This window comes from Collinsella sp. HCP28S3_E9, assembly GCF_052065455.1.
Lineage (GTDB): Bacteria > Actinomycetota > Coriobacteriia > Coriobacteriales > Coriobacteriaceae > Collinsella.
This window is the reverse complement of the sequence record NZ_JBQHTZ010000018.1, coordinates 14,310-30,619: the sequence shown is the minus strand read 5'-3', so window position 1 is coordinate 30,619 and position 16,310 is coordinate 14,310. Positions and strand designations below refer to the sequence as shown.

At 51.8% G+C, this 16,310-nt stretch carries 10 protein-coding genes and 2 pseudogenes; 7 read left to right on the top strand and 5 right to left on the bottom strand.

What is annotated here, in order from left to right:
* Positions 1–174: 174 nt before the first annotated feature.
* From ACTNA2_RS08410 to ACTNA2_RS08400, 3 genes and pseudogenes are all read left to right on the top strand, one after another.
* Positions 175–1,650 (top strand): hypothetical protein, encoded by a 1,476-nt coding sequence (locus ACTNA2_RS08410; RefSeq protein WP_441049227.1) that lies wholly within the window; start codon positions 175–177, stop codon positions 1,648–1,650.
* An 80-nt stretch (positions 1,651–1,730) separates the two neighbouring features.
* Positions 1,731–2,606, top strand: a pseudogene (locus tag ACTNA2_RS08405) (hypothetical protein); the annotation flags it as partial.
* 125 nt (positions 2,607–2,731) lie between these two features.
* A complete protein-coding gene (locus tag ACTNA2_RS08400; RefSeq protein WP_441049232.1) occupies positions 2,732–3,940 on the top strand; it encodes a hypothetical protein in 1,209 nt (402 codons plus the stop codon).
* Positions 3,941–4,049: 109 nt separating this feature from the next.
* On the opposite strand, the gene ACTNA2_RS08395 is transcribed toward ACTNA2_RS08400, so the two are convergent.
* Complete coding sequence (locus ACTNA2_RS08395; protein ID WP_441049225.1) at positions 4,050–5,063, bottom strand: acyltransferase family protein; 1,014 nt, start codon at positions 5,061–5,063, stop codon at positions 4,050–4,052.
* Positions 5,064–5,260: 197 nt separating this feature from the next.
* On the opposite strand from ACTNA2_RS08395, the pseudogene ACTNA2_RS08390 reads away from it, so the two are divergent.
* The 3 genes and pseudogenes from ACTNA2_RS08390 to ACTNA2_RS08380 form a co-directional block, all read left to right on the top strand.
* Positions 5,261–6,013 (top strand): annotated as a pseudogene (locus ACTNA2_RS08390) (glycoside hydrolase family 25 protein); the annotation flags it as partial.
* A 27-nt stretch (positions 6,014–6,040) separates the two neighbouring features.
* On the top strand, positions 6,041–6,994 hold the full coding sequence (locus tag ACTNA2_RS08385) for a hypothetical protein (protein WP_441049230.1): 954 nt from the start codon (positions 6,041–6,043) through the stop codon (positions 6,992–6,994).
* A gap of 99 nt (positions 6,995–7,093) precedes the next feature.
* A complete protein-coding gene (locus ACTNA2_RS08380; protein WP_441049223.1) occupies positions 7,094–9,238 on the top strand; it encodes a C39 family peptidase in 2,145 nt (714 codons plus the stop codon).
* A gap of 63 nt (positions 9,239–9,301) precedes the next feature.
* Here the strand turns inward: ACTNA2_RS08380 and ACTNA2_RS08375 are convergent, their stop codons facing one another.
* Positions 9,302–10,243 (bottom strand): DMT family transporter, encoded by a 942-nt coding sequence (locus ACTNA2_RS08375; RefSeq protein ID WP_441049221.1) that lies wholly within the window; start codon positions 10,241–10,243, stop codon positions 9,302–9,304.
* Positions 10,244–10,245: 2 nt separating this feature from the next.
* On the bottom strand, positions 10,246–12,018 hold the full coding sequence (locus ACTNA2_RS08370) for a phosphotransferase (RefSeq protein ID WP_441049219.1): 1,773 nt from the start codon (positions 12,016–12,018) through the stop codon (positions 10,246–10,248).
* Positions 12,019–12,183: 165 nt separating this feature from the next.
* Between ACTNA2_RS08370 and ACTNA2_RS08365 the strand changes: the two genes are divergently transcribed.
* The gene (locus ACTNA2_RS08365) at positions 12,184–14,451 is read left to right on the top strand and encodes a L,D-transpeptidase family protein (protein ID WP_441049217.1); all 2,268 of its coding nucleotides are present in this window, start codon (positions 12,184–12,186) and stop codon (positions 14,449–14,451) included.
* A 466-nt stretch (positions 14,452–14,917) separates the two neighbouring features.
* On the opposite strand, the gene ACTNA2_RS08360 is transcribed toward ACTNA2_RS08365, so the two are convergent.
* Positions 14,918–15,349, bottom strand: coding sequence for a glycosyltransferase (locus ACTNA2_RS08360; RefSeq protein WP_441049228.1), 432 nt, complete (start codon positions 15,347–15,349; stop codon positions 14,918–14,920).
* 189 nt (positions 15,350–15,538) lie between these two features.
* Positions 15,539–16,282, bottom strand: coding sequence for an IS21-like element helper ATPase IstB (gene istB, locus ACTNA2_RS08355; protein ID WP_441049215.1), 744 nt, complete (start codon positions 16,280–16,282; stop codon positions 15,539–15,541).
* Between the last annotated feature and the right edge of the window lie 28 nt (positions 16,283–16,310).

Here is a 16,310-nt window from a genome sequence, read left to right as displayed (position 1 = left end):
GGCGTAGCATGCGCTAGAATGACGGCATTCTAGGTGATTCTCGGCTCCTCGGGCAGCCTGCGGCTACCCTCGAAAACCGAGCTCTACACCAACATTCGGGACACTACCGAAAAACTGAATTGATAGTTTAAAAATAACTTTAGAGAGCCTTAAATCTCGGAGAAAGGATGTCGTATGAAAAACCTTCGAGAAAGATGGCACGGACTAACAGTGCTGGGAGTTGTTGCATTTGCTGCTGCCTGCATGACGGTTGCCCCGGCGCCCTCATTTGCTGATATTGCTGGCGGTGGCGGAGGCGGTGGACCGATTACGGAATGGTGTTCCGACGGTCGTCCGATTTCTTACTGGGGCTATGACGGTTGGAACGGCACTCAAAATGAACAGACGTCTGACCCTCTTACGCGGTATAGCGTTGAGTGCAATGCTGGGGGGACTACTCACAGGGATTTTCTAGTAGGCTTAAACTCAATTGATCAGAGCGCCTCGAGGACCGATTCTTCTGTAGTTACATCACGTCCCGCAGGTACATACTATTTCAACAAAGATGGTTTCATGAAGACCGGACTCGTCTGGTGCGAGGACGGCGAACTTCGCTATTTCGATCCGAAAACTGGCGCCATGGTCACGAACCAGTGGCATAACGATTACGAAGCCGTCTGGTACTATTTTGGCGCTGACGGGACCGCAGTTTCGGGCTGGCAGTCTATCGGTGGGGACAAGTACTACTTCTACCCCGAAAGCCATGATATGGCATACGGCCGAGTTCAAATTGACGGCAAGAATTACTTCCTGAACACCCCTGGCGCCAACGCCGATGGCCGCATGCAGCATGGCGGCTGGTTCTACGACTCCATCTACGGAAAGTGGTCCTATGCGACCTCCGACGGTGAGCTATTGACCGGTTGGCATAATCTCGGCGGGGCTTGGTACTATTTCAATGAATCTGGGGTCATGCTGACTGGCTGGATCAACGATTCGGGTACCTGGTACTACACTAATGCCTCCGGTGCGATGGTCACTGGCTGGCTCAACATCGGCGGTACTTGGTTCTACCTCGACGGCTCGGGCGCCATGGTCGCTAACAGCTGGCGCAGCCTCGGCGGCTCCTGGTACTGGTTCGGCGACTCCGGTGCAATGGCTACTGGCTGGTTCTTGGCAGGCGGCTCTTGGTACTATGCGAGCGGTTCGGGCGCCATGGCAACCGGCTGGCTCAGCAATGGCGGCACGTGGTATTGGCTCGGAGGTTCGGGCGCTATGGCCTCTAACTCTTGGGCTAACGTTGGTGGAGTTTGGTACTGGTTCGACGATTCCGGTGCGATGGCCACCGGCTGGCGTCAGGTCGGCGGCGCCTGGTACTACTTTAGCGGTTCCGGCGCTATGGCCCACGACGCCTGGGTCGGCGACTACTACCTCCAGTCTTCTGGCGCCATGGCTACGAATGCCTGGGTTGGCTCCTACTATGTCGGCGAGGACGGCAAGTGGATTCCGGGCTACGGTTTAGTTTGGTATAAGAGCGGTAGCGATGTTTACCATACGCATAAGTGTCGTACCGTTGGCAAGGACGCAAAGGGCTATTCGCAGATCTCTATCCAGGAGGCCCAGAAGCGCGGTGCTTTACGAGAGTGCAAGAACTGCCAACAAATTGGCTAACGCATTATTGATCTAGTTTTGATTGAGGCCCCGTTGCCCTGAGGTGACGGGGTCGCTGCGTGATTGGATACCGTGCTGCTATGAAGAAATGGTCATTCGGAGTGCTGGTTTTTTCGGGCCTCATTTCTTTTGGGCTCCTATTGGGTTCTCCCTCGATGTCATGCGCTCTTGATTTGGCAAACCATGATGAGGGCCCTTCTTCTGCCGTTGTTATTGCTTCTGTCGAATCATGTGTTGATGCTCAGCGCGAATCGGCCTTCGCCGTTGAGCAGAACTCTCAGGTGGATAATGAGGTCTCTTCTGAGGTTTCGAATCAAATTATTTGGCATCAGGGGTGGATATCGCCCGAAGAGGGGGCTGGTTTTTGGCGTTGGGGCTTGTCCGACGGAACAATTGCTGTTTCTTCTTGGAGACATATAAACGGTAGCTGGTACTGGTTCGACGACGAAGGCCGAATGGCTCAGGATGGATTGGTCCAAGTCGGGGGTGCGACTTATGGATTCTCCTCTTCTGGCGCAATGCGTGTCGGCTGGTACCTAGATTCTACGGGCTCCACTTCTGCTTGGCGTTATTTCTCCGGTTCTGGCGCCATGGTAAAAGGCTGGCTTTCAGACGGCAGCAACTGGTATTGGCTGGATGATGAGGGCAAGATGGTCCACGATACAATGCTGCAGATCGGGGAAGCCACGTATGGATTCTCCTCTTCTGGCGCAATGCTTATCGGATGGCACCTTGATGCTTCCGTCTGGCATTATTTCTCCGGCTCTGGCGCCCTGGTAAAGGGCTGGCTCTCGGATGGGGGCCGTTGGTACTGGCTTGATCCTGCGGACGGTTCTATGGCAACCGGGCTGAATGCATGCAATGGAACCCCTTATATCTTTAACGGGTCGGGGGCCATGCTCTCCTCTCAGTGGGCACTTGTTGACAATAACTGGTATTACGCTGACTCCAACGGCTTGCTGCATGGAGGCTGGTTGCTTCTAGGGAATTTTGGTATTACCTGGATCCAGGAAGCCATATTATGCTCACGGGCTTTGTGCAAGTGGGCTCGTCCACCTATTTCCTTACGAGTTCAGGTGCCATGGCAACAGGCTGGGCACTTGCTGATGGTACTTGGTATTACGCCGCATCAAGCGGAGCTATTCAACGAGGACGGTGGATAAAGTCCGGAAGCGCCTGGTATTACCTTGATGATGTATCCGGCGCAATGCGTACTGGTGAATTCGCGGTAGGAAGCACGCGCTATTTTTCTTATGATTCCGGCGCGATGGCATCTTCGTGCTGGATTAACTTGGGCGACGGTATGTCATGGGCGAATTCGTCTGGAGCACTGAGCGAGCCGTTGCCTACTTCATCTGATGGATCTCCCGTAATCGCTGATCGTGCCGACTTGTCTTCATTGCCAGGTACAATTCATATTGGAGACGCGGTTTTCTATGCGGACGCAAACGGTGTCGTTAATGTGGCATCTGGTTGGATTATGTCGAATGACGCTTCTGACGAAAATGGCAATTCTTGGCACTACGCATCTTCCAATGGTGTCCTTAAGTCTGGTTGGCAATATGTCAACGGTGCGTGGTATTGGATGGACCCTTCTACATTCAAGATGAAAACTGGATGGCTTAATGACGGCGGTACGTGGTACTGGCTCCAGCCTTCGGGCGCCATGTTTGCTAATGGGTGGCTGAAAATTGATGGCGTCGACTACTACTTCAATGCAAGCGGTGCATGGTTGAATACGTCTGGTTCTGTTTTGGGGGTCAATAGGTCCAGCCTGGTCAATTGGCTTATGAGCCACGAAAACGATGGCTATTACCGTGGAACACGCTACGACACACATCTCAGCCAGGAAACGTGCATATACCCAAAGGGCGATCCGCGTTGGGACGGTTATACGGGCATGAATTGTGGTGGATTTGTATCGCATGCGTATATGAAAGCGGGCGGTAATTTAGCTCCCATTGCCGCCGAGCAGAGCCATTCCCCTTGGAGTGGAGGTCCCGGAAGGGGCGGCTGCGTAAACGCGTATCGTTGGTACGGCTACGCTATCGATACGTGCGCGAACGTGACTTATTTCAACTCTATTGATGAGTTGTTACGAAGCGGTTTGGCTCGTAAGGGGGACATTGTGTTCTTCAATCCTTACAACCCATATGCGGACGATAGCCACATTGGCTTTTTCTGGGGCAATTCGCCGAGCGAAAATTTGTTCTGGCATAGTGATGGTTATGGAAATCGCATCTCCGGTTTGACTGCTTTGGGTCCATCGAAAGTAATCTTGATTCGCTAAACTGCAAAGAAGTAGGGGCCAAGTTGCCCCTACTTCTTTGCATCTTTTTGGCGTCTTTTTGATGACTGTGTCCAACATATTTCTAATATGTTAAACGATGGGTGCTAGATCAATTAGGCTTTACGGAGCTGAACAGGCTCACTGCCTTTTTTCGAAATAGCTCAAGAGTTAAAAAGGCCACGAAAAAGGCAAGGCTTATTAATATCAGAAGGGGCACACCAATTAAAGTGGTTCTGTCTAGCAGCCAGCTGAGTCTTCCGTTGAGCCAGATGCTGTAAAACCAATTGCTATTATCTATTGTGTAGACTGCAAAGGCCAACGGTGAAGCTTGCTTTAGTAGCTGTTGCAGTTTTTCTGAACTGACGTTAATTCTTGTTGCGAGGATGAAGAGACAAATAGAACTCGTTGCAACGTAGGGGTTGGAATAGGCGAGCCATCGAAGGGGATTCATCTGTAGCACATGAACGTCGTTCCACTGGTGATATAAAACGACAAGTGGCAGCAATAAATATACAAAGAACAGCCGTTTTGTACTCACGACCTTGTCTATAGTTTCTTTATTTCTTTTAATCGATGCACCGGCAAGCCAGAGTACGGCAAGCCACATCGTAGAATAGCCTTCATTTAACCCTGTTGATTCAAATAGAGTTGAGGCAATTAGCAACGCTGAAGATGTTAAGCCCAACTGAAATGATGTCAATGATTCGATTGCGCAATTAAGGAATGGCACCATTAGCTGCAGAAGAAGAAAGCTATTTAGATACCAATATTCTGCAGTGGAAACCGGAAATGGCGAAGCAAACAATTCGATTTTACTGATTTGTCCAAGCGCGAATCCCGTTAGTGCGGATGCTGTGGACCAAAAACATGCTGTTGCCCAAATCGAGAAAATGGAACGTCCCTTAATCGGTCTGCCGGCGGATAAATAACCTGACATTAATGCAAATACGTTTACAGCGACAATCGCATAATTCTCAATTGCCATATATGCTAAGTCTCTAATGGAATCTAGCGTCCAGTCAAGGACTCCCCCTCGTCCAAGGTTGTGTAGCAGCACAACCATAAACATTGAGGTCAGTCGAGCAATATCGATGCCGTATGCACGTTGTTTTGGCTTTGTCATATATTTGCTTTCCTTAGTTACTTCAGGTGCCCCGATAATAGTACTAGCATAAGCGTTGTCTATGAGTAAGTGTGTATAGACAACGAAGCGCGTGGATTGCTTTCACGTTATTTTGACCAAGACCATTTGGTAACCCATGGGAACATACTTGATATATGCTGTAGGCTAACAATGATTTACTCGAAAGTAGAGTTGACATGGTGAAACATATTAAAATGTTCCTACTGGCATTAACGTTGCTGATGCTAACGCCCAATTCAATGCTTCTATTCCCGTCAAATGCGGAAGCTGCACAGTTCCCAGTCGAGAATTCTTGGCGTTATGAGGATGGACAATTGGTCGATGAGGATGCTTTTTCCGAAGAAGGTGGAATAGCCTTATTGTCAATGGATATTCTTCCTGATGGGGCTGCAGCGCAGGGCATCGATGTCAGCGAGCATCAAGGACGAATTGACTGGGATGCAGTTAAAGCTTCTGGCATCGATTTCGCTATTCTGCGCGTTGGATTTGGCGCTCCGTCCTTCGGCGGTCGAGTTGACTATCAATTTAATCGAAATATTTCTGAGTGCGAGCGACTCGGAATTCCCTACGGCGTCTATATCTATTCATATGCTTTTGATAATCAGCAGGCAGCCGATGAGGCGTCCATGGTGATTGACTGCCTATCCGGGCACAATCCTAGGCTACCGGTGTATTACGATCTTGAGGATAACAAAATTATTGCAGATGGTCGTCAATCTGGAATTGCATCTAGAGCTCAGACATTCTGTAATAAGATTTCTGCCGCTGGATATAAGTCAGGCATTTATGCGAACCTAAATTGGTTTAACAATATATTGACCGACCCTGTATTTAAGAGTGGTTCTTGGGATCATTGGATTGCTCAATATAACTCGCAATGTGACTATACCGGTAATTACAGTTTTTGGCAGTATAAGAGCAACGGAAAAGTCCCTGGAATCAACGGCAACGTTGATATGAACTACGCGTATGTTGATGTCTCCCTTTATCATTGGCAACTAATTGACAGCACCTGGTATTATGCAGCCTCCAACGGCAAGGCGTATACCGGATGGTTGTTTCAGAGTGGCACGTGGTACTGGCTCGAGCCCGACGCGGGCGGTGCCATGGCTACCGGCCTTCACGAGTGCAACGGCTCCCTGTACTGGTTCAACTCCTCCGGCGCGATGGCGACCGGGTGGGTCCTCGACGGCGGGACCTGGTACTACGCGACGGGCTCCGGCGCGCTGGCGCACGGTCCCGTTTCCGTCGGCGGCGTGCCCTACTGCTTCGATGCCCGGACGGGGGCCATGCTGACGGGCTACCAGACCGATGCCCAGGGCGTCCGCCGCTACTTCGGCAGCTGCGGCCCCCTAAACGGCTGGGGCCTCGTCGACGGCTCCTGGTACTGGTTTGCGAACGGCATCGCCTCGACCGGCTGGCTTTACACCGGCGGTTCCTGGTACTGGCTCGATCCCGAGGCGGCCGGCGCCATGGTGACGGGCCTTCACGCATGCAATGGCTCTGCCTATTGGTTCGGCCCCTCCGGCGCGATGGCGACCGGATGGGTGCTCGACGGCGGGACCTGGTACTACGCGACGGGCTCCGGCGCCCTCGCCTCCGGTTGGCTCAACCTAAGCGGCACCTGGTACTGGCACGACCCTTCGACGCACGCCATGGCGACGGGCCTGCACGAATGCGGCGGCTCCATGTACTGGTTCAGCTCCTCCGGCGCGATGGCGACCGGCTGGGTCCTCGACGGCGGCACCTGGTACTACGCGACTGGCTCCGGCGCCCTCGCTTCGGGATGGGCCTACGTCGGCGGTGCGTGGTACTGGCTGGATCCATCGACACACGCGATGGTCACTGGCACTCAACAAATCAACGGGTCACAGTATTCTTTTTCGAGTAACGGCGTTTGGCTCGGCTAACAGCTCTTCTTTAATTGCTTTTTTCTAATTACATATTGCGCGAGCTAGTCCATTTGTAGACTATGTCTATGTACGATTGGTATTCTCTGGGGGCCGTGCATGGTAAGAAATAAGCTGACAATATTAACTCTATTTGTTCTGTCTGCGATATTACTCACTGGTCCAAGTGTGGCTGGTGCCGAGAATGAGGTTTCTGTAGACTCTTCCGAGCCTTCTATTTCCGAACGGCAAGCCTTCTCTTCGGCCGCCATTTCATCCGATTCCATCGAGGGGGTCGCTGCTCAAGGATCCATTAAATGGAAGCAGGGCTGGAATTCGGTTGACGGTAAGTGGTTTTACGCGGATTCGACCAATCCTGTTGCATTGCGTTCCGGCTGGCTTAACGCCGGAGGTTCCTGGTACTGGCTCGATCCCGAGGCGGGCGGGGCCATGGTGACGGGCCTTCACGCATGCAACGGCTCAGCGTACTGGTTTGACGCCTCCGGCGCGATGGCGACCGGGTGGGTGCTCGATGGCGGCACCTGGTACTACGCGACGGGCTCCGGCGCCCTCGCCTCCGGCTGGCTCAACCTAAACGGTACGTGGTACTGGCTTGACCCCTCGACGCACGCCATGGTGACGGGCCTTCACGAGTGCAACGGCTCCCTGTACTGGTTCAACTCCTCCGGCGCGATGGCGACCGGGTGGGTCCTCGACGGCGGGACCTGGTACTACGCGACGGGCTCCGGCGCGCTGGCGCACGGTCCCGTTTCCGTCGGCGGCGTGCCCTACTGCTTCGATGCCCGGACGGGGGCCATGCTGACGGGCTACCAGACCGATGCCCAGGGCGTCCGCCGCTACTTCGGCAGCTGCGGCCCCCTAAACGGCTGGGGCCTCGTCGACGGCTCCTGGTACTGGTTTGCGAACGGCATCGCCTCGACCGGCTGGCTTTACACCGGCGGTTCCTGGTACTGGCTCGATCCCGAGGCGGCCGGCGCCATGGTGACGGGCCTTCACGCATGCAATGGCTCTGCCTATTGGTTCGGCCCCTCCGGCGCGATGGCGACCGGATGGGTGCTCGACGGCGGGACCTGGTACTACGCGACGGGCTCCGGCGCCCTCGCCTCCGGCTGGCTCAACCTAAGCGGTGCATGGTACTGGCTCGACCCCTCGACGCATGCCATGACCACGGGCGTTCAAACTATCGGATCATGTGAATACATATTTAATAGTACCGGCAAGATGATGGCTAATTGCTGGTCAAACGGTGATGGGTCTTGGATGTATCATTCGTCATCCAGCGGCGCAATTGACCTTAAAGGCATCATGACCGATTCGGGAATCCAGCTGATTGACGATGACGGTAATGCCAGAACTGGTTGGATTGAGAGTCAGGGTGCTCGATATTATTGTTCTGCTAGTGGAGTAATTCTGACTGGGTGGCAGCAAATTGCTGGGTCTTGGTATTACTTTAACCCGGATGGTCGAATGGCGACCGGCTGGCTTAACGATGGCAGCAACTGGTACTGGCTGGATTCCGCTTCTGGCGCGATGAAAACGGGATGGCTTTCCCTTGGAGGCACATGGTATTACCTTGATGTCGCACGTGGGGGAGTAATGTTGAGTAACGGTTGGTATTGGATCGGCTCTACTGACTACAAGTTCAGTTCATCCGGCGCAATGGTTGGCGCTTGGGTCGATGTCCCTTGCTATTCGCAGTATCCGGAACTTCCTACTGGCTGTGAGTCGGTTGCCCTAACAAACTTGCTTAACTACTATGGTTTCGGTTTAGGTAAGACGATTATTGCGGATTATTACTTGCCCAAGGGAAGCAACGGCAACTTTGTTACCGCTTTTGATGGCAACCCGAGGCGTAGCAGCGGGGGTCTCATGGGATGTGTCGCCCCTGCGATTACTATTGCTGGAAATAATTTTCTGCGTGCTGCTGGAAGTGGCAAGCAGGCAAAAGACGTCTCTTTCTCGTCAATTTCTTCCATTAAGAACAGGCTGACCTGTGGTCAACCTGTTGAGATGTGGAATACCGAGTGGGGAAGTTGGCCAGGGGGCCGTTATGCTGCTCGTTGGTATAACGGGCATTCCTATGGTCTGTGGGGCGGTAATCATGCCGTAGTCCTTAAAGGCTATGATGACGAGCGGGGAATTGTCTTTCTTTCGGATTCGATTAACGGCAATGTTACGCGAAATGCCCAGGTGTTCTTCGGCACGTGGCAACAGATGGATAGCCAGGCCGTGGTAATTGAATAGCCATAATGCTAAAAAAGGGAGAGCTCGTCGAGCTCTCCCTTTTTTACTGCATTGTTAATCAAGCTACGCCGTCTTATTTCGTCCAAATAGTTCGTCCCAGTTACTGGCTGCCAAAACTGTTCCGCACACAATTACAACGCAGCAGATTACGGATGCCATGTCGAGAATTGTTCCAAGCAAGATCAGGCCAAAGACCACCGACCATGCCGAATAGGAGATATTCAGAGCCATCGCACGCGCTGCTCCGATTGCCGCAATGCCCTTGTAATAGAACAGATAGGATGCAGTTCCTGCGAGTCCGGCGAGTGCAATAATCAATGTGGGCATGCTCGGGATTGCGCCCAGCGTGAAATGCCATGCTCCGAAGAGGGGAAGTACAAGCACTCCATAAACAAGCGCACTTGTAGTTTCGCGGATTTGCAAAGCTGTTTCGTCATCAACGGCATCATCTTTCATTCCCCATGCGCACAGCACCGCTTCGGATCCCCATCCAATAACGGCAAGCACCGCCCCGAGTAAGCCGAGGGGGGCATTTGCAATCTCACTCGACCCGGCCGATAGATAGCCCATCGTCATTACGCCGCAAAGAGCAACGAGAAGGGAAAGAATCTGGCCTTTGCCCATTTTCTCCTTCAGCAGCACGAAGGAAAGGAATGCTCCGACTGCGGGATAGAAGGCGGAGATGATTGCCGTGTAGGCAGCTCCGATGTTATTAATTGCCAATACGTAGCCGGTCATTCCGATAGGTCCACCGAGTAGAGCGCCGGCGATGACGACCTTGCCCGAACGAGTTTTAAGCGCAGCGAGCGTGTCTTTCAGTCTGCCTCGGACTCCCATGTAGCCAAAGAGCCAGATTGCACAGAAGGCATCATGGAGAAAAGATCCCGCAATGGAGGCGCATGCAAGCGCTTCCGCCGATCCAATATAGGGCGCGAGCGCCAAGCCGATTCCAAGAATTACTGTATCAAGGCCCCAAAGAAGGCCGCTAAAGAAGCCGAATTGCATCGTTACTCACCTTTCCGATAGATCTCCAGTGCCTTTTTGAGGTATTTGGCACCGTAATTAAAGTAGATATAGAGCCATTCGCCCACGAAGTCACCTTCGGCTTCTTTCAGAAGAGACCAGAGGTACCAGCACCATCCTGCAAGGGCGATGTGCGCATAGTTATGCGCAACTTCGTTGTTTGTTGCCTTGCGCCCAAAATATGCATCAAGCGCGCGGTCGACTTCATCTTCGGAAAGCTCACAGCAGACACTGCACGTTCCAAAATCGTTCGCGTAATCGCTCATGCCAGCATATTCCCAGTCAATGAGATAGTACTTGTCGTTTTTATCGATAAGGAAATTGAGGTAAAAGAAGTCATTGTGACAAAGGCATTTTGGTGCATTGTCGGCCTGTACAAAGCGCTCTAATTCATCGATTTCGGCGGCCATTTCCCTGTAGCCTGGAATGTCGATGGGACCTTTTTCCAGAAGAAGTGATTCGTAGCGCTTTGCTTCGAGGTAGAAGTCAAATTCGGTTTCGACGTTTGCACCACTCTCGTGAAGCGAACGACACATCTGCATCATTCGATTCATTTGTGCAGCATCATGCGGATCAGGCTGCTTTGCGTTGGGTACAAACTTCGAAATTTTCCAACCACGCTTTGGGTCCTCATGGATGAACGTATCGTCAAGGCCGAGTTCCTTAGCTTTTTTAAGTGCGGCTACTTCTCCATTTCTGTTAATAAGCAGTTCGGTCCCGACTCCCGGATGGCGGTAAACGTACTCTCCATCATTGGTTCTAAAGTGGCACGACAGATTCGTAAGACCTTGTTTAAGGGGATAAACGTCGTGAATCTCTGATTTGGAGCAGCCGAGCACTTGCTCGATGTTATCGAAAATATCGGAGTCAACGTTTTCGATAAAATGCGGATCAAAGGCACGCAGCTCATCAAGAGAATCGAATTCGTTGATCTCGCCCTCAGGATACTTCTTGATAACCATATCGAGCTCCTTGATGTGCTCGATATATAGATCTTCCCAAAGCTTGTCCGTTGTTTCCGGCTTGCTATACTCCGTCTCAAGAATCTGCTTAAATGCAAGCGAGAAAGCTTTATCAAAGTAGACGTGCCCGAGCATATACCAAGCATCGAAACCGCCAATCGTAACATTGGTGATTCTGTCCATTGCTCCCGTTTGAATGCACCATTCTTTGGTGGCGCCTTCAGCATATTGAGCAGAATAAAATGCTTTCCAAACGTATGCTTCAAATGGATTGTTTAGAAGGTAATCGTCGCTTGAGCAAATGTAGGTGTTGCCAAGTCGCTCTTTTACGCACATAAGCGATGCGTGGTTATTTTTGGATGCGTATTCGTTGTTGACGACAATCGAAACGCCGAACTTGCTTTCAAGATAGAAGAAATACTCTTTTTTATAGCCGACAACGACGGTGATATTGCTGATACCTGCGTCTTGCAGCTGCCTAATCTGACGTTCGATGAGAATCTCACCACGTACCTTTAAAAGGCCTTTGGGCTTTTCATACGAAATGGGAGCAAAGCGGCTCGAAAGCCCCGCAGCCAATATCACTGCGTTTTCAACCTTATAGGGGTGAAGTGCTTCGTAACCGCTGTCGGTTAGGCTGTCCGATTCGAGAAGGCCCTCATTCGTAAGCTCTTTATTTGCTGCGTTTACCGATCCAAGTGAGAGGCCAGTGCGCTCGGCAACTTCTCGCTGGCTGGCATATGGGTTCTTTAGGTATTCGTACAGAACAGTAAAGTTACGCTTGGTCAGTTCCACTGCAGGCCTCCAATTAAGATGTTCATTGCTTAGAGAAAGAATAGAATGATTGAACGTTGTGTTCAATTTAATATATTTATCTACATAGACTGAACAGACAGTAACGAAAATCAATCCTGGAATGTGGATTAAAATAAATAAAGGAGATATCTGGGAGGGTCGCTTATGTATCGATTCGAAAAGAAGGCCACGCTTGTTTGTGCTGCTGCGTCATTAATTACTGCTTGCTGCTTGCCCCTGAGTGCGAATGTCGCGTTTGCACAGGATTCCGTTGAGGCTCAGAGTATTGAGTCAAAAGTGGATTTTTCTTCTGTGGTTTCCGATGATTTGCAACCTGATAATTCTTCCGTCATAAAAGATGGCTGGCAACGAGACGAGTCGTCTGGAGTTTGGTATTACGGAAAAAACGGTAAACACCAAACCGGCTGGCTGCAAAGCGGGGGCTATTGGTATTGGCTTGATCCAGCCAATGATGGTGCAATGCAGACAGGTTATTTCAATGTGACCGATGATGGCGGTTTGACTGCTTCGTTTTATGCGAATGACGGTAATGCCGCAACGCCTTTTGGCGCGCTATATCAGAACTGCTGGCTACGTAACTCAGATGGAAATTGGTTTTATGCCAATGCTGGAGGCGATTTAGCTGCTGGTTGGTTTTATCAAGATGGCACATGGTATTACCTGGATCCTACCACCCATGTAATGCAGGTTGGTTTTGTCGACCTCGGGAGCGAGAAATACTATTTAGATGCCTCGGGCGCTATGAAAACCGGCTGGATTCTCGTTGACGGGAATTGGTACTGGGCTTATTCATCGGGTGCCCTTGCTTCGTCATGGCAGACGATAGGTGGGACTCGCTATTATTTTGACCCACAGACGCTCATCATGTTCAAGGGTCGTCAAAAGATCGATGGATGTACCTATATTTTTGGTGACTATGGCCTTGCAAATGGATGGTACAAGGATGGATCAGATTGGTATTACTGCTCCAACGGTATTGCGGCTACTGGCTGGAAACTCGTTAACGGCGCTTGGTATTATCTCGACCCAGTTTCCGACGGCAAAATGTTCGTTGGATATTTAGACCTTGGTAACGCAGCGTATTTTTTGAACCCCAATGGGGCCATGGCTGTTGGCTGGGCTTTTGATGGGCTAAATTGGTACTATGCTGAATCTTCTGGTGCGCTTACTTCTGGTTGGCATTCGATAGGCGGCTCTTGGTATTGGTTCGACGACGCTAATGACCGCAAAATGGTTACAGGGTTTATGTCAATTGGCATCAACCAGTACCATTTCACTGATTCGGGCGCGCTGTCATTTGGCTGGTATCTGAGTGACGGTGACTGGTATTACTCGGATCCCGTAAACGCTTCAGGTATTGTTAAGACCGGTTGGCTAACGCTTAACGGTTGCTATTACTATCTCAACCCCATTGCTGGCGGGAAAATGTCAATTGGACAATTTGCCGTAGACGGGAAATACTATTTTGCAAAGGCTTCAGGTGCCTTGGCTTGTCGTGAGTGGGTTGACATCCAGGATTCTGCTGAAGCTGAGTCTTGTAAGGTTTTTGCCGGCTCTGACTGTGTTTTAACTGGAGCCTTGCGAGCGGGAAAGCTATTTATTTCCAACGGTGATGGAGAACTGGTCCAGGCGCAGGGCTTTGTAACACTGGGCGGTTGTAAATTTTTTGCAGACCCAACTGATGGCTCCCTGTGCTCTGGATGGAAGAATATAGACGGTTCTTGGTATTTCTTTGATGAGTTTGATGGCTACGCTCGATCCGGCTGGATATATATAGGTGGTTCTTGGTTCTATCTCGAACCGTCTACCTTTGTTATGAGAACCGGCTGGATTGCTGTTGGCGGTTCCTGGTATTACTTGAACTCATCTGGATACATGCAGACCGGTTGGGTAAATCTCGGCGGCACTTGGTACTGGCTTGATTCAAGTGGAGCCATGGCAACTGGCTGGCGTATTGTGGACGGTTCTTGGCAGTACTTTATGTCCAATGGCGCTTGGGTATCTGACTATATGGATGCAAAGGCACAGGGCTATTCTAGCAATACCAATTGGTTGATACTTGTTGATACGTCGCGTTGCCTTACAAGCATTTACACGGGGTCTAGAGGGAATTGGTCTTTGAACCGTCGATACGTATGTTCCACCGGCAAAGCAAGCACGCCTACGGTGTTGGGGGAGTATCAGGTCTACGGCAAGGGTTATTCCTTTGGCCATGGGTACACTTGTTATTACTACACGCAATTCTACGGCGACTATCTATTCCATTCATCGCCTTATTACGTTAATAGCAACCGGGTGATGGATCCAACGATGGGCGTTCCGTCATCTGCTGGGTGTGTGCGTCTCGAGATCCAGAATGCAAAATGGATTTACGATAACATTCCCTATGGAACGAAGGTTGTTACGTATTAAAGGAGTGGCAATTTCTGAATATGATTCATGAGACTGGGAGGGTTCGAGGAAGCCAATTTGCCTAAAGGAAAGGGCGTCCTTAGGCGGCGTTGAAGCTGTCTATGAAATCGGGGCAAACCCAGATTCGACTCTATATTGATTTCCGTTGCGGCTTTCGTCCTTTTCCAGAACTTAGTTAATCACTGCTTTAGATTCTAGGAAAGGACGAAGTCCTTTTGCATTAGGGGGACTTTTCACACCCTCTCGATTGCGCCATTATTTTCGAAGTGATTCCCGCATAGACTAGCTTGTCCAGGACGGTGAGGTTCGCCTCGTGATGGTTGTTCACAATATGGTGCTCGAAGTTTCCGCCGATAAGGCCGTGGCCGCCTGTGAAGATGATGTTCTTGAAAAACAATGGTGACTTGCGACTGTTTTACCTTTTCGTACCAGAAAGCACTTTTTCGACCAAGGACGCCGTTTTATCTCATGAACTCTCATTTTCAACCATACGTTGACACAAACGCGACTGCTCGGCCAACTTATCGGGGTTTTTGACAAGTGAATAGAAGGCCTGCTCAACATCTTCGGAATCCATTGAGTTAATAATTTTTCCAAACTGCTCGTTTGGAAAAAGCTCTCGCGTCCCGCCCACGTCCGTAACGACTGAAGGGCACCCACACGAAGAAGCTTCTAGCAAGGTTGTAGCAAAGCCTTCCGACCGTGTAGGGAGGCACAGCAGATCGGACTGCTGAAGGAGTGAAGAAATGTCAGAAGATGAGAGCTGTCCAACCCATCTAAGCGATTCACCTTGGGCATTATTGACTTCTTTTGATAATGCACCGTCTCCCGCTAGAACAAAGACGACACCCGCTTCGACAAGCCTGCGGCTTCTCGATGCCTCAAGAATGGCTTTAATGCCTTTTCAGGAATTAGCCGTCCGACAAAACAGACCAAATAGGACCCAGCGCCTACACTAAGCTCATTACGAAAGTTTCGCCCCGACGCCATCTCCCTGAATGGTGTGTTTCGTCAAGAGGATTTGAGCAAAAAGAGCATCGGAAATTGAGCAGCCTGAGCATCGGAAGCGCGCACGCTTTTTGAGCGGCTAGCCCTCCTGCATGAGGGCATGGCGGACGCGGTAGGACTCGCCGCGGAACTGGACGAGCCTCCCGTGGTGGACGATGCGGTCGATCACGGCGGCGGCCATCTGGTCGTCCCCGAACACCGACCCCCACCTGCTGAACTCCAGGTTCGTGGTGATTACCACCGACTGCCTCTCGTATGCGTCGGCGAATACCTGGAAGAGCAGCCTCGCCCCGTCCGCGTCGAGCGGGAGAAACCCGAGCTCGTCGATGACGAGCAGGCGGGCCTTGCCGATGAGCGCGGCCTCCCGGTCGAGCCTCCCGTCGTCGCGGGCGCGCCTCAGGCGCATCACGAGCGAGGACGCCGTGAAGAAGCGCGCCTCGAGCCTCCTCTCGCACGCCAGCGCGCAGGGGGCCGACGCCATGTGCGTCTTGCCGGTGCCGACGTCGCCCATGAGCACGAGGTCCTCCCTGCGCTCGACGAAGTCGAGCGCGAGCAGCGGCTCGCGCCCCATGCCCTCCGGCCACGACACGGCCGACCGGTCGTGGCCGCCGAAGGTCTTGGGCGCCGGCGGCGCGCAGCGCCTGAGCAGCGTCGCGCGCTTCGAGGCCTCGCGGCTGGACCTCTCCGCCTCGAGGTAGCCCGCCAGGTACCCCGCCTGTTTCGGGGTGCCGAGCCTCGACCACTCCTCCAGGACGGCGGTGGTGAGCGAGCACGACCGCCCGGCCTCCACGACCCTGCGGGCCAGCTCCTCGCCAGCTGCCATCGGCGACCGCCCCCTTCAGGAACCCGTC

Coding starts and splice junctions, on each gene's coding strand:
- ACTNA2_RS08385 (WP_441049230.1), top strand. CDS start 6,041: ATGAACTACGCGTATGTTGATGTCTCCCTTTATCATTGGCAACTAATT.
- ACTNA2_RS08395 (WP_441049225.1), bottom strand. CDS start 5,063: ATGACAAAGCCAAAACAACGTGCATACGGCATCGATATTGCTCGACTG.
- ACTNA2_RS08365 (WP_441049217.1), top strand. CDS start 12,184: ATGTATCGATTCGAAAAGAAGGCCACGCTTGTTTGTGCTGCTGCGTCA.
- ACTNA2_RS08380 (WP_441049223.1), top strand. CDS start 7,094: ATGGTAAGAAATAAGCTGACAATATTAACTCTATTTGTTCTGTCTGCG.
- ACTNA2_RS08400 (WP_441049232.1), top strand. CDS start 2,732: ATGGCAACAGGCTGGGCACTTGCTGATGGTACTTGGTATTACGCCGCA.
- ACTNA2_RS08375 (WP_441049221.1), bottom strand. CDS start 10,243: ATGCAATTCGGCTTCTTTAGCGGCCTTCTTTGGGGCCTTGATACAGTA.
- ACTNA2_RS08410 (WP_441049227.1), top strand. CDS start 175: ATGAAAAACCTTCGAGAAAGATGGCACGGACTAACAGTGCTGGGAGTT.
- istB (WP_441049215.1), bottom strand. CDS start 16,282: ATGGCAGCTGGCGAGGAGCTGGCCCGCAGGGTCGTGGAGGCCGGGCGG.